This window comes from Nonomuraea sp. NPDC049750 (assembly GCF_040659625.1).
Lineage (GTDB): Bacteria > Actinomycetota > Actinomycetes > Streptosporangiales > Streptosporangiaceae > Nonomuraea.
This window is the reverse complement of record NZ_JBFANB010000030.1, coordinates 60,440-81,741: the sequence shown is the minus strand read 5'-3', so window position 1 is coordinate 81,741 and position 21,302 is coordinate 60,440. Positions and strand designations below refer to the sequence as shown.

The window sequence follows — 21,302 nt, the reverse complement described above, 5'->3', positions numbered from 1 at the left end:
ATGACCGTGGACGACCGCTTCAACCAGGAGTACCGGGGGACGCTGGAGGAGCCGCCTCCGGGCGCCCGTAACGAGGTCATCACCGGGCCCGTCTCGGACTGGGCGACCGATTTCTCCCATGCCGAGCCGGAGTGGGCGGCCGACCCGTACCCCATCCAGGACGAGCTGCGGCAGCGCTGCCCGATCGCGCACACCGAGCGGTTCGGCGGCGGGTGGCTGCCGACCCGCTACGAGGACGTCGCGGCCATCGCTTACGACACCGAGCATTTCTCGTCGCGGGCGATCATCATGAGCAACTTCCGGCCGCCTGTCGAGCTGGCTCCCGTGGGCACCGCGCCGCCGATCTCCTCCGATCCGCCCTTCCACCACCACGCGCGCAAGCTGCTGCTGCCGGCGTTCACCAAGTCCGCGGTGGCCAAGCGGGAGGCGGGGACCAGGGCGTACTGCCACGCGCTCATCGACGCGATGGCGGGGCAGGACGTCGTCGACGCCGCCGCCGACTACGCCCAGCACATCCCGATGCGGGTCATCGCCGAGATGCTCGGCTTCCCGCCCGAGGACGGGGCGCAGTTCCGGGTGTTCGTCGAGAACGCGCTCGAAGGCATCAACCTGCCGCCGGAGGAACGTTTCGCCCGTTCGCAGCAGCTGTTCGACTACCTGCTCGTGCAGATCCGTGAGCATGTCGAGCACCCGCGTGACGACCTCACCAGCTACCTGATCGACGCCGAGCTCGACGGCAACAAGCTCGACCCGTCCCACGTGGCGGGCACGATGGCGCTGCTGCTCATCGCCGGCATCGACACGACCTGGAGCGCGATCGGCGCGTCATTGTGGCACCTGGCGAAGACGCCCGCCGACCGAGAGCGCCTGGTCGCCGAGCCGGAGCTGCTGCCGACCGCGATGGAGGAGTTCCTACGGGCGTACGCGCCGGTGACGATGGCCCGGCTGGTCAAGCAGGACATGCACTGGCGCGGCGGCGACATGAAGGCCGACGACTGGATCCTGCTGTCGTTCCCGGCGGCCAACCGCGATCCGGCTCAGTTCGACCGGGCGGACGAGGTCGTCATCGACCGTGAGGTCAACCGGCACGTCGCCTTCGGCCTGGGCATTCATCGCTGTGTGGGCTCGCACCTGGCGCGCATGGAGCTGCGGGTCGCGCTCGAGGTGTGGCTGGAGCGGTTCCCGGACTTCAGCCTGGCCGACCCCGACGCGGTGACCTGGGCCGCCGGTCAGGTCCGCGGGCCGCGTACCCTCCCGCTCCGCGTCGGCTGACCGGTCCGCGTCGGCTGACCTCCGTCCGGTACGCCCTACCTGACCGCTAACACGTGAAGGGCCTGAGGGGACGGGTCATCGCGACGCCGTCCGCCGGGTTGTCGTGTACGTACTTCGTCGCGACGATCTCGGCGGGCGCCGCTCCGCGCTCGACCCAGCTCACGATCGGGGTCAGCGTGTCGAAGACGTTCGGACCGGGGCCGCCGCCGCAGTGGGCCATGCCGGGGACCATGAACAGCCGGGCGAACTCCCGCGTCCGCGCGACCGCCGCGCTGCCCGGCCGACGCTCACCGGAGGTGGCGCGAACCACCTGACCGTAGTAGTCGATGGTGTCGTGGGCGGAGACGACCGGATCGGCCCAGCCCGTGTACATGATGAGCTTGCCGCCACTACGCCGGAACGGCCTGAGGTCCGGTTCGGTGGCGTTGATGATCGGGCCGAGCTTCTTCTGGGCCAGGCGCAGGTCGCGGTGGAAGTCGAAGGTCCACCACTTCCAGTTCGGATCGTTGAAGACCCAGTAGCGCCAGAAGTTCGCCCGCGCCGGCTCGGTGGCGCCCCAGTAGGAGCTCCAGCCCACCCGCACGGTGCCCGACGCGTCCACCACGGGTGCTTCGCTGCCCACCGGCCAGCCGGGGTAGATCTGCTCGCCGGTACGCGGGTCGCGGGCGCCCGCGTACATCTCCCGCAACGCCTGCACTTGGCGCTTCGTCAGGCAGGTGGGAGCGTCGCCGGCCGGACAGCGGAGCGAGGCGGGATCGAAGGAGCAGCGTCGCGGATCGGTGAGGAAGTCGTCGGTCGCCAGACCGCCGTCTTTGCCCCGGCATCGCTTGACGGCCGCGTTCGTCAGCAGCGGCAGCTTGGCCGCTGGGACGATCGGGTCAGAGGTGCTTCCGGGGGTGTGATTGCGGAGGAACTGCCAGAGGAAGCCGGCGTTGAGCGCGACGCGGTTGTTGCCCGGGGCGCCGGCCACGATGCCGTCGAAGTCGTCCGGGTAGCGCTGGGCCTCCATCAGCGCCTGGTGGCCGCCGGTGGAGCAGCCGATGAAGTAGGAGTAGCGCGGCTTGGCGCCGGTGTACGCCTCGACGATCGGCTTGGCGTTGACGATCGTCTCGTGGACCGCGCGGTGGCCCCAGTCGACGATGATCTCCGGATTGGCGGCGCCCTGGACGAACACGTCAGGGTCGTCACCGGTGTGCCCGGTGTCGGTGCCGACGGTGGCGTACCCGGCCGCCAGCGCGGGGCCGCCCATGGACGGGAAGTCGATGGCCGAGCTGTATCCGCCGTTGCCGAACATCAGCAGCCGCTGGTTCCACCCCTGCTGGGGGATCCACACCTCGAAGCCGATGCTGGAGTTCGGCACCGGCTTGGCGACGCCGTGGACGCGGCAGAACGCGGGCACGGACGGCAGGACCCGGCCGTCGGGAGCGGTGTGCCTGCCCGCCGGGACCGATTCGGCGAGGGTGACGGTCGTGTGGGGGAGCGTCACGGCGGTCAGGCTCTCGCACGTGCCGCTCTCGGCCACCGCGGCGGCGGACGGCTGCGCGTTCAGGGGGATCGCCATCGACAGTACGGTGGCGATCGCGGCCAAGAGCCTCCCGAGGTGAGGCATCTTCCCGGCGGGCGTCCTGAGGCGGGTCAAGCGGGCGTCCCCTGTCCTGAGACGGGTCATTGGACGTCCTTCCCCGAGAGCGTGCCGAGCCGGATTTCGGTGCCGCCGGAGCCCACGCGCAGGTGGACCCGGCCCGCCGGAGCGTCGGAGTCGATCTCGGGATAATCGTCGCTGGACACCGTCACGCGGAGGCTGTGGCCGGCGCTCAACCGGTAGTGCGTCGGCCAGGTGCGGATCTCCAGGTCATACGTCTTGCCCGGCCGGACAGGGACGGCGCGTTCGTGTCCGAACCGGTGGCTCGCCTTCAGCCAGCCCTGGGTGACGCGGACGGCCGTACCGTCGGGGGCGACGTCCTCGACCACGACCGCGATGTTGCCGTCGGTGGCGCTGAAGGCGGCGCGCACCTTCGCGGCCACGTCGCCGGCCAGGACGGTGTCCTGCTGATAGGGCCGCGTCTGGAAGGTGAGCCGCTCGTCCGGCGTCGCGGGGGTCGTCTCGGTGTTGACGGTGAAGGCGAGGGTGGCCGGCTTGGTCGATCCGGTCGTCAGAGCGCCGTCGGCGCTCAGGCCGAGCCGGGTCTGCCGGGTGCCGGGAGGGGGCCAGGTGGCGAACTGCTGCCAGCCGGTGCCCGGCACCTGATAGGAGGTCACCTTGGCGGCGGGCAGCGGCGCGTCGGCGCGGCCGGCCAGCCAGTGGTCCCACCAGGCGAGATAGGCGCCGTTGCCGATGTCGGCGGGCTGGCCTGACGGCCAGCCGTGCTGCCAGGGGCCGGCGATCAGCCAGGCGTTCTTCGGGCGGGCCTGGAAGTTCGCCACCATGGCAGCCCGGTATCGGTCGTACCAGCCGGCGATCTCCAGGACCGGGACGTCCAGATTCTTCCAGCGGGCCTTGACGCTGCGCTCTCGCCAGTAGTCGTCATAGAGCGGGTGCTCGGCGTAGGTCACCAGAGTGTCGGGCGCGACGGCGCGCTGCCAGTCCCGGATCCTGGCCGAGTAGATGCCGCCCCGGTAGATGGTGTTCTCGTACCAGTCGCTGATTCCGTCGACGGGGATGATCGCGGCCAGGTGGGGCGGCTTGTTCACCGCGACCAGGAGGGAGGAGTGGCCGCCGTAGCTGACGCCGGTCTGCCCGATCTTGCCGGTGGACCAGGGCTGGGCCGCCAGCCACTCGATGAGGTCGTAGTTGTCGCGTTGTTCCTGCGCGCTGAACGGGTCGAGGCGCCCGGGTGAGGCGCCCGTGCCGCGGGCGTTGCACACGGCGGCGGCATAGCCGCGGGTGACGAAGAAGGCCGCCGCCTGACCCTGTGGCTGCAGTTGGTCGTAGGCGTTGTAGTCGTAGACGATGCCGGGGAAGCGGCCGTCGGCGGGCTTGCCGTCGGGGCCGGCGGGCCGGTGCAGGTCGCAGGCCAGGTGGCTGCCGTCGCGCAGGGGCACCGAGACCCGCTCGGTCTGCACGCCGTACGCGGCGGCCCGATCGTAGGAGAAGAAGCGATCCGGGGGCAGCACAGTGTCGGCGTGTGCGGGGGTGGGCGCTGCCAAAAGGGCGGACAGGGTGGACAGGGCGGCGGCGATTCTGCCGTACTTCATGAGGGGGGTGCTCCTCGCGCGGTCAGAGGGAGATGGCGCCGGTCAGGAGCGCGGCCACGGTCATGACCAGGGTGGTGGCGAACGCCCAGCCGAAGATGAAGCGCTGGTGCTGGCCGAGTTGTACGCCGCTCATGCCGACGAGGATGAACGTCGCGGCGGTGAGCGGGCTGAGCGGGAAGCCGGTGGTCATCTGGCCGAGGATGGCGGCCCTGGCGACCTCGGCGGACTCGATCCCGAAGCCGCCGGCGGTCTGGGCCAGCACGGGCAGCACGCCGAAGTAGTAGGCGTCGGGGGTGAAGACCAGGCTGAGCGGCATGCCGGTGATCGCGACCAGCACCGGCAGGTGGCCGCCGAAGGAGTCGGGGATGATGTTGACGAACGCGGTCGCCATCTCGTTGATCATCTTGGTCCCGGTGAGGATTCCGGTGAAGACCCCAGCGGCGAAGATCATCGTGGTGACCAGGACGACGCTCTTGGCGTGCTTGTCGAGCAGTTCCTGCTGCTTCTCCCAGGAGGGGTGGTTGACCAGCGCGGCGATGGCGAACCCGACCACGAACAGCACCGGAAGCGGCATGACCTGAAGGATGAGCCCGACGAGCAGCGCGACGGTCAGCGCCAGGTTGAAGAGGGTCAGGGCAGGGTGCCGGCGCGGCGGGGCGAGGGGCGTCCCCGGCCCGTCTCCGGCGACGAACTCTGCCGCGCGCTCCGACGAGGACTCCCGCGAGGGTTCCGGTGCGGGCTCGGGCAGGGAGACCGTGCCGAGGCGACGGCGTTCGCGCAGGCCGATCAGGTACGACGCCACCAGCACCCAGACGATGCCGATGACCATCGCGGGCAGAACCGGGGTGAACACCTGCGAGCTGTCCAGCTTCAGCACCGCCATCGCCCGCGCGGTGGGTCCGCCCCAGGGGATCATGTTCATCACGCCCGCGCCCAGGCAGACGACGCCGGTGAGCACCAGCGGGCTCATCCGCAGCCGTTTGTAGACGGGCAGCAGAGCGGAGACGGTGATGAGGAAGGTCGAGGCGCCGTCGCCGTCCAGCGCCACGCACATCGTGATCACGGCCGTGCCGACGGCGATCCGCAGCGGGTCGTCCTTGGCCAGGCGCAGGATGCCGCGGATCAGCGGGTCGAACAGCCCCGTGTCGATCATCAAGCTGAAGTACAGGACCGCGAAAGCGATCATGATGCCGGTGGGCGCCACCTTGCCCAGCCCGGCGAGGATCATCGGGCCCATCTCGGCGCCGAAACCGCCGGCGAGTGCCGTCAACACCGGGACCAGCACCAACGCGGTGAGGACCGACACGCGCCTGGTCATGGTGAGCACCAGGAACAGGCCGATGGTGAGAAAGCCGAGGAGCGCGATCATCGAGGTCCTTTCGGAGGGTTACGGAGAAGTTTCCGAGCGCTGACCTTTCACGTCCACCATCAAAAGTGGATTTATCCATGCGGTATGTGCATAGGTTGGCCTCATGGACGCTACTCTCCGGCAACTCGCCGCCTATGTCGCCGTGGCCCGGGCGGCGAGCTTCACCGCCGCGGCCGCGCACCTGCACGTCTCGCAGTCGACGTTGAGCCGCGCGGTCGCCGACCTGGAGCGGGTGCTCGACGCCCGTCTGCTGGAGCGCGACACCCGCAACGTCCAGCTCACCGCGGCCGGCCTGGAGACCCTGCGGGTGGCCGAGCAGATCGTCGGCGCCCACGAGTCGGGAATGAAGGAGCTGCGGCGCTACCTGCTCGGCGAGTCGGGCGTGGTGGCCGTGGCCACGCTGCCCTCGGTCGCGGCGGTGCTGCTGCCGCGCATGATCTCCGCCTTCCGGCGGCAGCGGCCGCAGGTGGCGGTGCGCATCATGGACGGGCTCGAACGGGCCGTGCTCGGCAGGGTGCTGTCGGGTGACGCCGACTTCGCGATCACCACGGTGGGCGCGTCGCCGGATCGGCTCGAGCATCGTCCGCTGATCCGCGACCAGTTCCACGCCGTACTGCCCGAGGGGCACCCGCTCGCCGAGGGTGACGAGGTCACCTGGGAGGAGCTGGCCGCCGAGCCGTTCTTGGCCGTCGGGCCGCAGTCCAGTGTGCGCAGGCTCACCGACGCGGCGTTCGCCCAGGCGGGCGCCGCGGTGACGCCCGCGGCGGAGGCGAGCAACGTGGCGACGGTGGGCGGCCTGGTCGCCGCCGGCCTCGGGGTGTCGGCGATGCCCGCTCTGGTGCTGCCCCTCCTGGGTCCGGGGCACGTCGTGCACCGCCGGTTGACCGGCCCCGTGGTGGAGCGGCGGCTGGATGTCGTGGTCCGGGCGCGGCGAACCCTGCCGCTCGCGGCGGCCGCGTTCCTGGACGTGCTCGAAGAGTTCCGTACGGAGCTGCCGCCGGGCGTCTCCTGGATGGGTTAATGCGTAAATAGCATGAATTTATCGGCTTCTTGTGCTGGACCCGCATTTCTCGCCTTGGGCAGGATGGCAGCACCGGACAGTGCGAAGGAGCTCATGCGTGGCGACCGAACAGGCGACGGAACAGGCGAGCGGACAGGCGACCGAACAGCAGCATGGCCAGGGGCAGTTGTGTGGTCTGAAAGTGGTGGAGTTCGCCCATGTGGTCGCCGGGCCGCTGGCCGGGTCCATGCTCGCCGACCAGGGCGCCGACGTGATCCACGTCGAACCCCCCGGTGTCGGTGACGCCGCCCGCGCCATGGGCCCCACGCGCGATGGCGTACCGCTGTGGTTCAAGGTCGCCGGCCGGAACAAGCGCTCCGTCACCCTGGACCTGCACGACCCCGACGGCCGGCAGGTGGCGCACCGGCTCGTGGCCTGGGCCGACGTGGTGATCGTCACGCTGCGCCCCGGCCGGCTGCGGGCCTGGGAGCTGGACTGGGAGGCCGTGCACCGGATCAACCCCAAGGCCGTCCTGCTGCAGATCTCCGGGTTCGGCGCGACGTCCTCGCGGGCCGACGCGCCGGGCTTCGGCAAGGTCGGCGAGGCCAGGAGCGGGGTGGTGCACCTGACCGGCTTCCCCGACGGGCCGCCCGTGCACACCGGGTTCTCCCACGGCGACGCCGTGACCGGGCTGATGGGCGCGTACGCCGTGCTCGCCGCCCTGCACCGGCGGGCCAACGACCCCGCCTTCGACGGCGAGTGGATCGACCTGGCCCTGTTCGAGCCGCTGTTCCGGCTGGTCGAGTGGCAGGTCATCACGCATGACCAGCTCGGTGTCGTACCCGGCAGGTCCGGTAACCAGCTGGCCGTCGCACCGGCCGCGGTCATCAACACCTACCTGTCCGGAGACGGCGACTGGATCACCGTGACCTCCGCGACCCTCCGCTCGGTCCTGAACGTCGTCCGTCTCCTGGGTCTGCCCGAGGAGGAGTACGACACGACGCAGCGGCAACTCGCCGGCCGGGAACGGCTGGACCAGGGACTGCGCGAATGGGTGGCCGCGCGCGGGACCGCCGAGTGCCTGGAGGCGTTCGCGGAGGCCGAGGTGGTCGCCTCTCGCGTCTTCACCGCCGAGGACATCGCCGGTGATCCCGTGTACGCCGAACGCGGCGACATCATCACCGTCGACGACCCCGACCTCGGGCCGGTCCGCATGCAGGCCGCCCTCCCGCACTTCCACCAGAAACCCGGACACGTCTGGCGAACCGGACCCGCGCTCGGGCAGGACAACGCCCTCGTCTACCGGCAATGGCTCGGGCTCGGCGCCGACCAGCTCGCGGATCTGGAGAAGCGCGGTGTCATCTGACCGGCCACCGCTGCGCTGCCTGCTCTTCGTCCCCGGCACCCGTACCGAATGGCTGGCCAAGGCGGCGGCCGCCGGAGCCGACGCGGCCATCCTCGACCTGGAGGACGCCGTCCCGCAGGCCGGCAAGGCCGCCGCTCGCGCGCGCGTGGCCGAGGCCGTCGCCGGCGCGACGGGTGACATGGCGCTCTTCGTCCGGATCAATCCCCTCGACGGCTGGGCGTCCGCCGAGGACCTGCGCGCCATCACGCACGCCCGCCTGGCCGGGGTGGTCCTGCCCAAGGTCGCCGACGAAGGGGACGTACGCCTGGCCGACCGGCTGCTGAGCTGGTGCGAGCGCGAACACGGCCTGCCCGAGGGCCACATCGCCCTCGTGCCGCTGCTGGAGAGCGCCGCCGCGCTGCGTACGGCGTACGACATCGGCCGGGCCGCGCCCCGCGTCGCCTACCTGGGCGCGGTCACCGGCAAGGGGGGCGACGTCGAGCGGGCGGTCGGCTACCGCTGGAGCCCTGAGGGCACCGAGACGCTGGCGCTGCGCGCCCGTGTCCTGCTGGACGTGCGGGCGGCGGGCGCGCCCTGCCCGATCGCGGGCCTCTGGACGAACATCGCCGACCTCGACGGACTGCGGGCCTTCGCCGAGCAGAACCGCTCCCTGGGGTACGAGGGCATGATGGCGATCCACCCCGCCCACGTCCCCGTGATCAACGAGGTCTTCTCGCCCACCCCGGAGGAGCTCGCCCGCTACGCGCGGATGATCGCCGCCGTGGAGGAGGCACAGGGACACGGCGCCGGGGCGATCACCTTCGAGGGGGAAATGGTGGACGAGGCCATGGCCATCCGGGCGCGAGTTGTCCTTGATACATACGGAAAGAATCCAGAAACTTTCGGAACTTCTCAGCGACTGTAGGGGGCGGTGCTCCCTCGCACCACGAGTTCGGTGGCGAGCTCGATCCGGTTCTGCGGCACCGGCTCGCCGTGCGTGAGCGCCACCAGCATCCTGGTGGCCGCGGCGGCCATCTCGGTGAGCGGCTGGCGGATCGTGGTCAGCGGCGGGATGGCCCACCGCATCGGCGGCAGGTCGTCGAAGCCGATCACGCTCAGGTCGTCGGGGATGCGTAGCCCCCGCTCGTAGGCCGCCCCGTAGACGCCCGTGGCCTGCCCGTCGTTGCAGGCGAAGATCGCGGTGGGCGGATCGGGCAGCCGCAGCAGCCGATGGGCCATGGCCAGGCCGCCCTCGATCAGGAAGTCGCCCGCGCAGATCAGGTCCGGGTCGACGGGCACGCCGGCCATGTCCAGCGCCGCGCGGTAGCCGTCGAGGCGGGCCCGGCTGGACAGCGCGTAGTCGGGGCCGGTGATGATGCCGATCCGCCGGTGGCCGAGCTGCAGCAGGTGGCGGGTCGCCGAAAGGCCGCCGTTCCAGTTGCCGGCGCCCACCGAGGGCACCTGGTGGCCGGGCTCGCCGCTCGGATCCAGCAGCACCAGCGGGATGTCACGGCTGGCCAGCTGGTGGCACTGGGTGTCGGTCAGGCTGCTGAACACCGCGATGACACCGGACGGTCGGCGTCTCATCACGCCCTCGATCCAGCTCCGGCCCGGTACGTGGTGGTGCCGCAGCTGGGAGAGCACCAGGGCCAGGTCGTGCTCCTGCGCCACCCGCTCGACGCCCTTGATGATCTCTATCGGGTAGTCGCCCTCCAGCGCGTGGAAGACCAGCTCCACCAGGGCGGCGGGGCTGTCGCGCCGCCGCTGCCGCCGGTAGCCGTGCTCGCGGATGAGTCCCTCGACCAGGGCCCGGGTCTCGGGCGCGACCTCGGAACGGCCGTTCACCACTTTGGAGACCGTGGCCGTGGACACTCCGGCCAGCTCGGCGAGCTGTGCGATGGTCAGCGGCTGGTTGGGCGCGGTGCCAGCTGCGGGGCCGGATGCGGGCGGCTCCTGGGTCGCGGTCATGGGCGCAGTCTAACGCCACGCTTTCAGGCTCCTGTCCGACTGTTTCGGCAATCTTGCGACCAGATTATTGACGGGTTTCGCGTGAAGTGCCTAAAGTCCCCGATTAACGATCGGCCCAAGTTACGAAAATTTTAGGCGCAGCGACGAACTCCACTCCCATGGGCGCGCCGCCGTCAGTCCGTACCAACTCTTCAGCACCGACCCCCAGGGGAAGAGATCGCCATGAAGCTCCGTATCGCAACATCGGCCGTGCTCGCCATGGCCCTCGCCCTGACCGCGGCCGCCTGTGGTGGCGGCGGTTCTCCGTCGCAACCGACGGGTGACGGCAAGTCGTTCGAGTTCTGGTCGTTCTCCGGGATCAACCAGAAAGCCGACGTCGAGGTCTACCAGAAACAGAACCCGGGCATCCAGGTGAAGCTGACCGAAGTGGGCGGCTCGGTGGAGACGGCGCAGGCGCTGACCACGGCGCTGGCCGGCGGCAAGGTGCCCGACTTGGTGCTGATCCAGGGCGATGATCTGCCCAAGTTCGTGCAGCAGCCGCAGAACTTCTATGACCTGCGGCAACTGGGCGCCGACAAGATCAAGGGCGACTATCTGGACTGGGTGATGAGCCAGAGCACCGCCAAGGGCGGCGAGATCATCGGCATCCCGACGGACGTGGGCGGTATGGCCGTCGCCTACCGGACGGACCTGTTCAAGGCCGCAGGGCTGCCGACCGACCGTGAGGAGGTGGGCAAGCTCTGGCCCACCTGGGACGCCTTCATCGAGACCGGCAAGAAGTACACCGCGGCGACCAAGAAGGCGTTCGTCGACAACGCCGGGACCAGCGTGTTCCACCAGGCGGTCAACCAGGGGCCGCAGAAGTACTACGACCCGTCGGGCAACGTCGTCTACAGCACCAGCCCGCAGGTCAAGACGGCTTTCGACCTGGCTCTCAAGGCGGTGCAGGCGGGCATCACCGCCAAGCAGAGCTCCTTCTCCGATGGATGGAGCGCCGGCATTGGCAAGGACCAGTTCGCGGTGATCTCCGCGCCGTCCTGGTTGCTGGAACAGATCCGGAACAACGCGCCCGGTACGAAGGGCAAGTGGGACATCGCCACTATCCCCGGAGGCGCGGGCAACTGGGGCGGCAGCTACCTGGCCATCCCCAAGGGCGCCAAGAACCCCAAGGCCGCCTGGGACTACATCTCCAAGACCCAGTCCCCGCAGGGCCAGCTGGCGCACTTCGTCGTCACCGGCGCGCTGCCCACCACCCCCTCGGTCTACAAGGACCCCAAGCTCACCGCCCTGAAGGACCCGTTCTTCTCCGACGCCCCGACCGGGACGATCTACACCAACTCGCTGCTCGGGCTCAAGCCCTTCTACATCGGGCCGGACAGCTCCGCCATCGGCCAGGAGCTCCTGAACGCGATCACCAACGTCGAGCAGGGCAAGGGCGATCCGGCCAAGGCGTGGGACGCGGCGCTGGCCAACATCAAGACCGCCATCGGCAAGTAGGACGAGCGTGACGACGACCCTCAGCCCCCGGCGGGCGCAAGCGGCGCCCGCCGGGACGACCTCGGTGCGGCAGAGCATCACCGAACGCATCGCGCCGTACGCCTACATCGCGCCGTTCTTCCTGATCTTCGCGGTGTTCGGGCTGGTGCCGCTGCTCTTCACCTTCTACGTGGCGTTGTTCGACTGGAACCCCATCGGCGAGCACGTCTTCATCGGCTTGGACAACTTCACCCGCCTGTTCGCCGACACGCGGTTCTGGGACGCGGCCTGGAACACGATCAGCATCTGGCTGCTGTCCACTGTGCCGCAGTTGCTGCTGGCGCTGGGCCTGGCGCACCTGCTCAACCACGCCCGGCTCCGGCTGGCGGTGTTCTTCCGGATGTCGATGCTGGTGCCGTACATCACCTCGGTGGCCGCCACCACGATCGTCTTCTCCCAGATGTTCGACCGTGACTACGGTCTGCTCAATTGGCTGCTCGGGTTCGCCGGTGTGGAGCCGATCGACTTCAAGCAGTCGGTGCTGGGCAGCCACGTGCTGATCGCGGTCATGGTGACCTGGCGCTGGTTCGGCTACACCACGCTGCTCTACCTGGCCTCCCTGCAAGCGATCCCGCGGGCGATCTACGAGGCGGCGGCCGTGGACGGCGCGGGCGGGTGGAAGCAGTTCCGCCACATCTCGATCCCGTCGCTGCGGCCGGTCATCGTGTTCACGATCGTGACCTCGACGATCGGCGGCCTGCAGATCTTCACCGAGCCGCTGCTCGTCTCCCGCCTCTCGCCGCTCACCTGCGGGCCGGTCCGGCAATGCCAGACGCTGACGCTGTTCCTGTACGAGCAGGGCTTCGGCCAGTTCCAGTTCGGCTACGGCGCGGCCATCGGCGTGGCGCTGTTCGTGCTGGTGGTCGGGCTCGCGACGGTCAACTACGTTCTGTCCACCCGCATCCGTCCGGAGCGATGATGACCAAGACGATTCGGCGCTCGGGTGAGCGCGTCCGCTGGTGGACCTACCTCCTGCTGGGACTGGCCGTGTTCGCCTGCCTGTTCCCGCTGTACTGGATGTTCGTGGTGGCCACGACCGACACGGCGACCGCCACGCGGCTGCCGCCCGAGATCGCGCCCGGCGGCAACTTCTTCCATCTGGCCGGGCTGGTGTTCACGACGGTGCCGTTCGTCCGCTCGATCGTCAACAGCCTCATCGTGGCCGGTACGATCGCGGTCGGGCATGCCGTGCTGTGCTCGCTGGCCGGGTTCGCCTTCGCCAAGCTGCGCTTCCCCGGCCGCAACGTGCTGTTCCTGATCGTCGTGCTCACCATGACGGTACCGACACAGCTCGCCGTCATCCCGCAGTACATGATCATCTCTTCGCTGAACTGGGTGGACACGCTCCAGGCGCTCATCGTGCCCGGCCTGGCCAGCGCGTTCGGGATCTTCTGGATGCGCCAGCATCTGTCCACCACGATCAGCGACGAGATCCTCCAGGCCGCGCGCATCGACGGCGCCACCACCTGGCAGATCTTCTGGCGCATCGCGTTCCCGCTGGTGCGGCCGGCCGCGTTCGTGCTCGGCCTGCTCGGCTTCGTCACCGCCTGGAACGATTTCCTGTGGCCGTTCATCGTGCTGAAGTCACCGGAGATGTACACCGCGCAGATCGCCATCAAGGCACTGCAGAACAGTTACTCCATCGACCTGGGCCTCGCCATGTCGGGCTCGTTCCTGGCCACCGTCCCGCTGCTGGTGCTGTTCGTCTTCGTGGGCCGGCGCATGGTGGCCGGGATCATGGACGGCGCCTTCAAGGGCTGATCTCTTCTCTTTGAAAGGAACCGCTCAACGTGCGGATGTACGACAACCCGGTGATCGGCGGGTTCCATCCGGATCCCAGCGTGTGCCGGGTCGGCGAGGACTACTACCTCGTCTGTTCCAGCTTCGAGTACGTCCCCGGCGTCCCGATCTTCCACAGCCGCGACCTGGTGCACTGGCGGCAGGTGGGCAACGTGCTCGACCGGCCGTCACAGCTGGAGCTGCCCCCGGAGGTGCCCGCCTCGGGCGGGATCTACGCGCCGACGATCCGCCACCACGACGGCCGGTTCTACCTGATCACGACGAACGTGAGCGGCCGGGGCAACTTCATCGTCACCGCCGAGCGCCCCGAAGGCCCGTGGTCGGACCCCGTCTGGATCGACCTGCCGGGCATCGACCCCGACCTGGCCTGGGACGAGGACGGCTCCTGCTGGTGCGCCTTCTCCGGCACGCAGATCGCGCGCATCGACCCGGTGGCGGGCAAGGTGCTGGAGGGCCCGTATCACGCCTGGTCAGGCGTCGGCATGAAATATCCGGAAGGGCCGCACCTCTACCAGGTGGGCGACTGGTGGTACCTGCTGATGTCCGAGGGCGGCACCGAGCGCGGCCACAGCGTCTCGATCGCCCGCGCCCGCTCGCCGCGCGGCCCGTTCGAGGCGGGCCCGGCCAACCCGATCCTGTCGCACCGCGGCACCGACCGGCCGATCCAGAGCACCGGCCACGCCGACCTGGTGGAGGCGGCCGACGGCAGCTGGTGGATGGTCCTGCTCGGCACCCGCCCGCGCGGCTACACGCCGGAGTTCCAGGTCCTCGGCCGAGAGACGTTCCTCACCCCGGTGGAATGGGTGGACGGCTGGCCCGTCGTCGGCCCGGTCCTCGAACGCCATCCGGCGCCCGCCGCCTGGCATCCCCTGCCTGAAACGCCGCCGCGCGACGACTTCGACGCCGACGCGCTGGCGCCGTACTGGATCTCACCGCGCAGCCGCCCGGACGGTTCCTGGTCGCTGACCGAGCGCCCCGGCCGGCTCACCCTGCACGCCACCGGCACCACGACGGACCGCCCGGGATGCACCTTCGTCGGCCGCCGCCAGCAGCACCATGACTGCCGCGTCGCCGCCCTCCTGGAGCCGGGGTCGGCCACGGCCGGGCTGTCCGTGCGCCTGGACGAGGCCCACCACTACGACCTGGAGGTAGGCGAGGGGCGGGCGCGCCTGATCGCGCGGATCGGGCCGGTGCGCCAGTGCGTGGCGGACCAGCCCGTACCTCCGGGGCCGGTCACCCTCGCCATCTCCTTCCGTACGCGCGACCTCCTGCCACCGTCCGTGACCGCGTCCGCGTCTGCATCCGTGTCCGCGCCTGCGTCCGCTTCGGTGGACGCGGGCGTCGGCGAGCCGGTTGGCGTCGGCGCCCGCGGCCCGGACACCATCGCCTTCTCCGCCGGCGGCGTTCTCCTGGCCGAACTGGACGGCCGCTACCTGTCCACGGAGGTGGCGACCGGCTTCACGGGGCGGGTCATCGGCATGTACGTCACGGACGGCAGCGCGAGCTTCGACTGGTTCGACTACCAGGCCGGCGATCGCATCAAGGCTTGAACAGCAGCCGGTTCGGCGTGGAGAGCGGGTTGCCATTGACCGCGAGCTGGGTGGCCCACTGGATGATCAAGGCGTTGACCACGCTGGACGACATCTCGCCGTACCGGTCCTTGATGAGGGCGGCCACCCCGGCCACCGTGGGGGCCGCCATCGACGTGCCGCTCAGAACGCTCGGGTAGATCCCGGCCAGCGGGACGGACGGGATGCCCACCCCTGGTGCGTAGAGGTCGACGCAGGGTCCGAAGTTGCTGAACCAGGCCTTGGTGTCGTTGATGTCCGAGGCGGCCACGGTCAGCGTGTTCGGGGCGCTCGCCGGTGATCTGGTGCACGCGTCGACGTTCTCGTTGCCGGCGGCGACCGAGACGAAGACGCCGGAGTCGGCCAGGGTGGTCACCGCCGTGTTGAGCGCCACGGACTGGGGGCCGCCCAGCGAAAGATTGGCCACGGCCGGGTGGATGGCGTGGGCGGTCACCCAGTCGATGCCGGCGATGATCGCTGAGGTCGACGTGTCACCGCTGCACTCGGGGAACACCTTGACCCCGCGCAGTCGCACCAGCTTCGCCACCCCCCAGGACTGGCTGCCCACCGTGCCGGACACGTGCGTGCCGTGGCCCTGGCAGTCGACTCCGTCGCCGCCGAAAGCGTCGAACACGTTGATGGCGCGGTCGCCGAACTCGCCCTGGTCGGTCTGGATACCGGTGTCGATCACATAGGCGCGAACCGACGCGCCGGTGTATCGGAATATGTACCGATTATTCAAGCCAAATCGCTGGTCGATGCGGTCGAGGTTCCACGGTGGGCTGAACTGCTGGTACCAAGGGAGTTCGGCCTCGGTGCTCGGCGCGGGGTCCAGCTTGACGGGCTTGTCCGCCTCGATCGCTATGACGTCCGGGTTGCCGCGGAGCAGGGCGATCTCTTCCGGGGTCAACGTGGCGGAGAAGCCGTTGACGGCGTGGTGATAGATATGATTCGGCGAGATATACGCCGGTATTTCGGCGCCTTCTTTCAGTGTCACGATGTAGTTGGCGGACGAGGGGAGAGTGGCTCCGATGGCTTCGCCGTCGGTGGCCCGCGCCGGCTGGAAGGCGACCGCCGGCGCGAGGGCCAGGAGCATGCCTGATATGCCCGATGCTAGATACTTTCTCACCAAGGTGCCCTTTCGAGTGCATGGGCGATGATCTCCTTAGTGCCATTTCTCCAGTCGCGCATATAGCGATTCGCTCGCTTGAGTACGCGGAGTGAAAAGTGATTTATCGGTGGGGCGTTTTACGGGGGATTGGGCTGGTGCTGAGCGCGGTCTCCCGTCTCAGCGGGGACCGCGCTCAGGTTCGGTCGTCAGATGAAGGTCCGACCGGCTCCGGCGCCGGCGGTCACGATCGATCTTCGCCTACCGGTAAGTGATGTCCGAGCTGGAGTAGACGCAGTTGACGCCGTCGGCGCCGCTGCCGATCTTGGTGGGTTCGCCGCTGGTCACGCCCTTGTACTTCTCGCAGATCACGATCTTCTTGCCGGAGTCGCCGACGATCGTGATGCCGGAGAACCTGGCGGTGTCGCCGTAGTTGGTGTTGATGCCGGCCAGCGTCTTGCCCGAGTACGTGGCGGTGACGTTGGAGATGACGACATGGCGCGCGTACTGCTTGGAGCAGTTTCCGCAGGAGCGGTAGAGCTTGCCGAAGTTCGTCACCTGGAAGTTCCTGATGTACATGGTGCCGGGGCCGTTGTGCTGGAAGACCTTGTCGCTGGCCGCCTTGGCGCCGCCGCCGTCGATCGTCATCGTCTGGGACGACGAGGTGCCCTTGAAGGTGGCGGCGTCCTCGCCGACGTCCTCCCACCAGACGTTCTGGAGGGTGCAGGTGCCCGTGCAGTGGATGCCGTCGGCCGCGGGGGAGCCGAGGATGACGTTCTTCAGCACCGCGCCGTTGGCGAGCTTGAAGATCGGGCTCTGGCCCTCGTCCTGTCCACCGCTGCCCAGGTCCCCGGTGCCGTAGTAGCGGATCATCTTGCCGTCGACCGTGCCGGACACGTTGATCGTCGCACCGACGGCCTGCTGGCCGCTCGGCGTCGGCCAGGCCGCGGCGGATGCCGACGGCCCGCTGGCGATGCCGCCGGCCAAGGCCAGTGCGGCGGCCACTATCGCCGCTATCCGGGCCGGGATCGTCTTTCTCACGATTGCCTCCCTGCGGATGCCTTCGCCTGTCGTACACGTATGTGAACGAAAGACAGGTGAGTGAATGACCGTCAATGTAGGAAAGCGCTTTCCAGTCGTCAACGCGAACGCGATCTCCGGCGTCCGGTGAGAAGGCGTCGTGGCTGGCCAGAGCATGACAAGGCCATTTGCTGGGAGTGAAACTTTCAGTTCTGCCGCTGTGGTTCCAGGAGGTCCGCCAGCGAGGACCTCATCGCCGCGACCAGATCCCGCTGCGGGTTGATGAGCCACTGGAGTTGAAGCCCGTCCCACAGGGCCACCAGGGACTCGGCGATGCTCTCGGGGGCCCGGCTGTTGGAAACGCGGCCCGCGTCCTGGTCGCGGCGGATGGCGATCGCCAGCGTCTCGATCAATCTGTCGTACCTGTCACGAAACCACTCATGCGCCGGATGGTCCGCAGCCGACGACTCCGCGGCCATGAGGGCGAGCAGCCTCAGCATCTCGGGGCGTTCGAGGTTCCGGTGAACGTACTGCAGCACGGCGTACGCCACACCCTCCTCCCGGCAGTCCGCGGTGAAGGAGTCGGCGTGCGCGGAATCGGCGTTCTCGAGTACGGCCACGAGAAGCGCGCTCTTGCTGGGGAAGTGATGGACGACGCTGGTCAGGCTGAGGTCCAGCTGCTTCGCGATCTCCCGCAGCGACCCGCCTCGGTAGCCGCGGGCGGAGAAGACGGAGGTCGCGGAGGCGACGATCTCGGCCTGGCGGCGCGCGCTCTTGGCGTAGGGGCCCCGCCGCGTGCCGGGTCGGCTCGCCGTCTCTTCGGTCATGCGATCAACCCTATGGGCCGTGCGTCCGTTGCAGGGGGAATTCGCCCAACGAAATTATGGCAACTGTTCGGTTTTTGGGATAACGTCTCGCTCACCCACACCACGACTTGCGGAGGAAGCGGTGGAGCTTCCCTCGGGTGGAGAGGACCGGGACCACAAATGTGCAGCTCAACCATTGCGAAGTCACTTGTCGGCGGCCTGGCCGTCGCACTGCTTCTGACCGGCTGTGGCCGGTCCGACGCCGGCCCGGCGCAGTCCGCGGCGGCCGCCCCGATTGACGCCAAGCCTGCCGACGGCGCCATCACCGTTTGGGCGATGGGAACGGAGGGCGAACTCCTGCCCAAGCTCGCCGCCGAGTTCAGCAAGGCGAACCCCGGCGCGAAAGTGCAGGTGACAGCGGTTCCCTGGCAGGACTACGCCAAGAAGGTGCAGACCGCCATCGCCTCAGGAGACACTCCGGACGCCACCATGGTGGGGGCGGTGGACCTGGCGGCGTTCGCGTCCACGGGCGGGCTGGAGAAGGTCCCGTCCAAGCTCGTCGACTACGACTCCTTCTACCGCGGCGCCGTCCAGAGCACCCTCTTCGAGGGCGCCGAGTACGGCGTCCCCTGGTATGTGGAAACGCGCTCCCTGTTCTACCGCAAGGACATGGCCAAGGCCGCCGGGGTTTCCGCCCCCAAGACCTGGGAGGAGTACGGCCCGTTCCTCCAGGCCCTGCAGAAGCAAGGCGCCAAGTGGGGGTTGTCCCTGCCCACCGGTGCCACGGCGACCTGGCAGGGTGTCGTGCCGTTCATGTGGCAGGCCGGCGCCCAGATCATGAGCGAGGACGGCACCAAGTTCGCCTTCGACACGCCGGAGGCGCTCAAGGGGCTCGAGTTCTACCGGTCCTTCATCAGCTCGAAGATCACCAGCCCGAACGGCCCGGTGAGCCTGGGCGAGATCGAGCCGCAGTTCGTCGCCGGGTCCACTGCCGCGCTCATCGCCGGCCCCTGGGAAGGGAGCCTGCTGAAATCCGCCGGAGGCGCGTCCTTCGTCGACGACAAGGTCGGCATCACCCCGCTCCCCTCCGGGCCGAAGTCCAACGCCAGCTACATCGGCGGCGGACAGTGGGCGGTGTTCAAGGACGCCAAGAACCGGGAGGGCGCCTGGAAGTTCATCCGGTGGATGGCCGCCCCTGACGCACAGAAAACCTGGTATGACCTGTCCGGAGACCTGCCCGCCGTCGAGTCGGCCTGGAACGAGGGCAAGCTCGCGACCGATGCGACGTTGGCCGTGTTCCGTACGCAGCTGAAGACGGCACAGCCCGGACCGACCACCACGACGTGGCGGCAGGTCACCGCGGTACTGGACGCCGAGTTCGAAAAGGTGGCCAAGGGCGTCTCCTCGCCGCAGGCGGCCTTGCAGGAGATCCAGAAAAAGGCGTCGGCGATCGGAACCGGGGCGTAGAGATGGCCTCTCTTGCCACCACGCGCTCCTCGTCGGGCCGGGCTGCCAAGCCACCGCAGACTATGTCTGGACATTCCCGGCGCACCCTGGTCGCGTGGGCCTTCTGCGCGCCCTTCATCGCACTCTTCGCCACCTTCGGCGTGTGGCCGGTGCTCTCCTCGTTGTCGATGAGCGTCACCGACATCACGAACCGGGACGTACGGGCACCCTTCAGTGTCAACTTCGTGGGCATTGAGAATTACACCAGCCTTTTCGGGGACCCGACCTTTCTCCGGGCAGCTCTTAATACGGTCTACTTCGTCGTCGCGGGAATCCCGCTGACGATGGTCATCGCCTTGGGTCTCGCCGTCGCGCTCAATTACGGGATCCAGCGGGCGAAGGGACTCTTCAGGGTTGCGTATTTCGCGCCCGTGGTGACCAGCATCGTGGCGATAGCGGTGGTGTGGAGATACCTCTACCAGGAGGACGGAATGATCAACTCCGCCCTCGCCGTCGTGGGAATCCACGGCCCGGACTGGTTGAACGACCCGAACTGGGCCATGCCCGCGCTCATCCTCATGGCGGTCTGGCGCCACTTCGGCATCCCCATGGTGATTTTCCTGGCCGGACTGCAGTCCATTCCCGAGGAACTGCGCGAGGCGGCCCACATTGACGGCGCCACCCGCTGGCGCACTTTCCGCAGTGTCACCCTGCCGCTGCTCAGACCGGTCACGCTGGTGGTCGCCGTGCTGCTGAGCATCGGTTATCTGCAGTTCTTCGAGGAGCCGTTCGTGATGACGAGTGGTGGCCCGCTGGACAGCACCACCTCGATCAGTTACTACGCCTTCGAGCAATTCGGCTTCGGCAACTACGGCACGGCCGCCGCCGCCTCGTACGTGCTGGTGGCCGCGATCGCGCTGCTCAGCCTCCTGCAGTTCCGTATCTTCCGAGCGAAGGCGTGATATGACCACTGCGAGCGCGAGCACCGGTGCGGCCACGTCCGGCATCGGCGTACGAATCCGGCCTGCCCGCATCATGCTCTACGGCGCCCTCGTCATCGGCCTGATCGCGACGCTGGCACCGTTCGCGTGGATGTTCCTGGGATCGGTCAAACCGACCGGGGAAATCGTCGCCTATCCGAGCTCCTGGCTTCCCCGCTCTCCGACGCTGGACAACTTCGAACTGCTGCTGTCGAAGCAGAATTTCGGCCTGTACTTCTTCAACAGCGCGCTGGTCGCCGCGGTGTGTGTCATGGGCAATCTGCTCTTCTGCTCCATGGCGGGGTACGCCTTCGCGAAGATGGAGTTCGCCGGAAAGCGGCTGCTGTTCGGCCTCGTCCTCACGATGCTGATCATCCCCGGAACCACGACTTTCGTGCCGCTCTTCGTCCTCGTCAGCAACATGGGACTGAGCAATTCCTATCTGGGATTGATTCTGCCCTTCCTCGTGACGCCGCTCGGCGTATTTCTCATGCGCCAGTTCATCCAGGACATTCCAGATTCGCTGGTCGAAGCGGCCCGGCTCGACGGTGCCGGGGAAACACGCATCTTTCTCCGGGTGATCGTCCCGCTCTGCCGGCCGGCGCTGGCGACACTGGCGATCCTGACCTTTCTCGCCCAGTGGAACAACTTCCTGTGGCCGCTGGTGATCGCGCAGACCGAAGATCATTACACGCTTCCCGTAGCGCTCGCCCTGTTCTCGGTGGGCGCCAACGGCACCAACTACGGGCTGCTGCTCGCCGGTGCGGTCACCGTCGTCACCCCGATCCTGGTGCTCTTTCTGTTCCTCCAAAGACAGTTCGTTCAGGGCATCGCCAACACCGGCATCAAATAACCACCGCGTGAATCACCGCGCGGAGAAAAGGAGCAC

The 21,302-nt window shown here is 68.6% G+C and carries 18 protein-coding genes; 11 read left to right on the top strand and 7 right to left on the bottom strand.

Features of this window, described 5'->3' with window-relative positions; all coding sequences use genetic code 11:
- On the top strand, window positions 1-1,272 hold the full coding sequence (locus AB0J16_RS46965) for a cytochrome P450 (protein WP_358552364.1): 1,272 nt from the start codon (window positions 1-3) through the stop codon (window positions 1,270-1,272).
- Between the two features lie 46 nt (window positions 1,273-1,318).
- On the opposite strand, the gene AB0J16_RS46960 is transcribed toward AB0J16_RS46965, so the two are convergent.
- The 3 genes from AB0J16_RS46960 to AB0J16_RS46950 all read right to left on the bottom strand — a co-directional run bounded on the left by AB0J16_RS46960 (window position 1,319) and on the right by AB0J16_RS46950 (window position 5,836).
- Entirely contained in the window at window positions 1,319-2,833 is a 1,515-nt protein-coding gene (locus AB0J16_RS46960) for a tannase/feruloyl esterase family alpha/beta hydrolase (protein ID WP_358552362.1), read from the bottom strand.
- 104 nt (window positions 2,834-2,937) lie between these two features.
- Entirely contained in the window at window positions 2,938-4,467 is a 1,530-nt protein-coding gene (locus AB0J16_RS46955) for a CocE/NonD family hydrolase (protein WP_358552360.1), read from the bottom strand.
- 22 nt (window positions 4,468-4,489) lie between these two features.
- On the bottom strand, window positions 4,490-5,836 hold the full coding sequence (locus AB0J16_RS46950; RefSeq protein WP_358552358.1) for a citrate:proton symporter: 1,347 nt from the start codon (window positions 5,834-5,836) through the stop codon (window positions 4,490-4,492).
- A 103-nt stretch (window positions 5,837-5,939) separates the two neighbouring features.
- Here AB0J16_RS46950 and AB0J16_RS46945 point away from each other — a divergent pair, with 103 nt between their 5' ends.
- From AB0J16_RS46945 to AB0J16_RS46935, 3 genes are all read left to right on the top strand, one after another.
- Window positions 5,940-6,857, top strand: a complete 918-nt coding sequence (locus AB0J16_RS46945; RefSeq protein WP_358552356.1) for a LysR substrate-binding domain-containing protein — start codon at window positions 5,940-5,942, stop codon at window positions 6,855-6,857.
- 97 nt (window positions 6,858-6,954) lie between these two features.
- Window positions 6,955-8,202: a CoA transferase gene (locus AB0J16_RS46940; protein ID WP_358552354.1), complete on the top strand. Its 1,248-nt coding sequence runs from the start codon at window positions 6,955-6,957 to the stop codon at window positions 8,200-8,202.
- Complete coding sequence (locus AB0J16_RS46935; protein ID WP_358552352.1) at window positions 8,192-9,106, top strand: CoA ester lyase; 915 nt, start codon at window positions 8,192-8,194, stop codon at window positions 9,104-9,106. Before AB0J16_RS46940 ends, AB0J16_RS46935 begins: the two co-directional genes overlap by 11 nt.
- On the opposite strand, the gene AB0J16_RS46930 is transcribed toward AB0J16_RS46935, so the two are convergent.
- A complete protein-coding gene (locus AB0J16_RS46930; RefSeq protein WP_358552350.1) occupies window positions 9,094-10,149 on the bottom strand; it encodes a LacI family DNA-binding transcriptional regulator in 1,056 nt (351 codons plus the stop codon). The genes AB0J16_RS46935 and AB0J16_RS46930 overlap by 13 nt on opposite strands.
- A 222-nt stretch (window positions 10,150-10,371) precedes the next feature.
- Here AB0J16_RS46930 and AB0J16_RS46925 point away from each other — a divergent pair, with 222 nt between their 5' ends.
- From AB0J16_RS46925 to AB0J16_RS46910, 4 genes are read left to right on the top strand one after another with little or no spacing between them, the layout of a single operon-like run.
- Window positions 10,372-11,646 (top strand): extracellular solute-binding protein, encoded by a 1,275-nt coding sequence (locus AB0J16_RS46925; RefSeq protein ID WP_358552348.1) that lies wholly within the window; start codon window positions 10,372-10,374, stop codon window positions 11,644-11,646.
- A gap of 7 nt (window positions 11,647-11,653) precedes the next feature.
- Entirely contained in the window at window positions 11,654-12,604 is a 951-nt protein-coding gene (locus tag AB0J16_RS46920; RefSeq protein ID WP_358552346.1) for a sugar ABC transporter permease, read from the top strand.
- The gene (locus AB0J16_RS46915; RefSeq protein WP_358552344.1) at window positions 12,604-13,446 is read left to right on the top strand and encodes a carbohydrate ABC transporter permease; all 843 of its coding nucleotides are present in this window, start codon (window positions 12,604-12,606) and stop codon (window positions 13,444-13,446) included. The genes AB0J16_RS46920 and AB0J16_RS46915 overlap by 1 nt, the downstream gene beginning before the upstream one ends.
- 35 nt (window positions 13,447-13,481) lie before the next feature.
- Complete coding sequence (locus tag AB0J16_RS46910) at window positions 13,482-15,035, top strand: glycoside hydrolase family 43 protein (protein ID WP_358552442.1); 1,554 nt, start codon at window positions 13,482-13,484, stop codon at window positions 15,033-15,035.
- Here the strand turns inward: AB0J16_RS46910 and AB0J16_RS46905 are convergent.
- From AB0J16_RS46905 to AB0J16_RS46895, 3 genes are all read right to left on the bottom strand, one after another.
- The gene (locus tag AB0J16_RS46905) at window positions 15,025-16,149 is read right to left on the bottom strand and encodes a S8 family peptidase (RefSeq protein WP_358552342.1); all 1,125 of its coding nucleotides are present in this window, start codon (window positions 16,147-16,149) and stop codon (window positions 15,025-15,027) included. The two genes, AB0J16_RS46910 and AB0J16_RS46905, sit on opposite strands and share 11 nt — an antisense overlap.
- Window positions 16,150-16,422: 273 nt before the next feature.
- Window positions 16,423-17,202 carry a pectate lyase gene (locus AB0J16_RS46900; protein WP_358552340.1) on the bottom strand — a complete coding sequence of 260 codons (780 nt, stop codon included), beginning with the start codon at window positions 17,200-17,202 and terminating at the stop codon, window positions 16,423-16,425.
- 185 nt (window positions 17,203-17,387) lie between these two features.
- Window positions 17,388-18,008: a TetR/AcrR family transcriptional regulator gene (locus AB0J16_RS46895; protein ID WP_358552338.1), complete on the bottom strand. Its 621-nt coding sequence runs from the start codon at window positions 18,006-18,008 to the stop codon at window positions 17,388-17,390.
- A 159-nt stretch (window positions 18,009-18,167) separates the two neighbouring features.
- Between AB0J16_RS46895 and AB0J16_RS46890 the strand changes: the two genes are divergently transcribed.
- From AB0J16_RS46890 to AB0J16_RS46880, 3 genes are all read left to right on the top strand, one after another.
- The gene (locus AB0J16_RS46890; RefSeq protein ID WP_358552336.1) at window positions 18,168-19,454 is read left to right on the top strand and encodes a sugar ABC transporter substrate-binding protein; all 1,287 of its coding nucleotides are present in this window, start codon (window positions 18,168-18,170) and stop codon (window positions 19,452-19,454) included.
- A 62-nt stretch (window positions 19,455-19,516) separates the two neighbouring features.
- Window positions 19,517-20,395 (top strand): sugar ABC transporter permease, encoded by an 879-nt coding sequence (locus AB0J16_RS46885; protein ID WP_358552334.1) that lies wholly within the window; start codon window positions 19,517-19,519, stop codon window positions 20,393-20,395.
- 1 nt (window position 20,396) lies between these two features.
- The gene (locus AB0J16_RS46880; RefSeq protein ID WP_358552332.1) at window positions 20,397-21,266 is read left to right on the top strand and encodes a carbohydrate ABC transporter permease; all 870 of its coding nucleotides are present in this window, start codon (window positions 20,397-20,399) and stop codon (window positions 21,264-21,266) included.
- The last annotated feature ends 36 nt before the right edge of the window (window positions 21,267-21,302 follow it).

Bases quoted from the DNA above. Each gene is read 5' to 3' on its own strand.
- AB0J16_RS46895 (WP_358552338.1), bottom strand. From the start codon at position 18,008: ATGACCGAAGAGACGGCGAGCCGACCCGGCACGCGGCGGGGCCCCTAC.
- AB0J16_RS46955 (WP_358552360.1), bottom strand. From the start codon at position 4,467: ATGAAGTACGGCAGAATCGCCGCCGCCCTGTCCACCCTGTCCGCCCTT.
- AB0J16_RS46905 (WP_358552342.1), bottom strand. From the start codon at position 16,149: ATGCTCCTGGCCCTCGCGCCGGCGGTCGCCTTCCAGCCGGCGCGGGCC.
- AB0J16_RS46885 (WP_358552334.1), top strand. From the start codon at position 19,517: ATGTCTGGACATTCCCGGCGCACCCTGGTCGCGTGGGCCTTCTGCGCG.
- AB0J16_RS46910 (WP_358552442.1), top strand. From the start codon at position 13,482: ATGTACGACAACCCGGTGATCGGCGGGTTCCATCCGGATCCCAGCGTG.
- AB0J16_RS46925 (WP_358552348.1), top strand. From the start codon at position 10,372: ATGAAGCTCCGTATCGCAACATCGGCCGTGCTCGCCATGGCCCTCGCC.
- AB0J16_RS46950 (WP_358552358.1), bottom strand. From the start codon at position 5,836: ATGATCGCGCTCCTCGGCTTTCTCACCATCGGCCTGTTCCTGGTGCTC.
- AB0J16_RS46945 (WP_358552356.1), top strand. From the start codon at position 5,940: ATGGACGCTACTCTCCGGCAACTCGCCGCCTATGTCGCCGTGGCCCGG.
- AB0J16_RS46965 (WP_358552364.1), top strand. From the start codon at position 1: ATGACCGTGGACGACCGCTTCAACCAGGAGTACCGGGGGACGCTGGAG.
- AB0J16_RS46880 (WP_358552332.1), top strand. From the start codon at position 20,397: ATGACCACTGCGAGCGCGAGCACCGGTGCGGCCACGTCCGGCATCGGC.
- AB0J16_RS46960 (WP_358552362.1), bottom strand. From the start codon at position 2,833: ATGGCGATCCCCCTGAACGCGCAGCCGTCCGCCGCCGCGGTGGCCGAG.
- AB0J16_RS46930 (WP_358552350.1), bottom strand. From the start codon at position 10,149: ATGACCGCGACCCAGGAGCCGCCCGCATCCGGCCCCGCAGCTGGCACC.
- AB0J16_RS46890 (WP_358552336.1), top strand. From the start codon at position 18,168: ATGTGCAGCTCAACCATTGCGAAGTCACTTGTCGGCGGCCTGGCCGTC.
- AB0J16_RS46915 (WP_358552344.1), top strand. From the start codon at position 12,604: ATGACCAAGACGATTCGGCGCTCGGGTGAGCGCGTCCGCTGGTGGACC.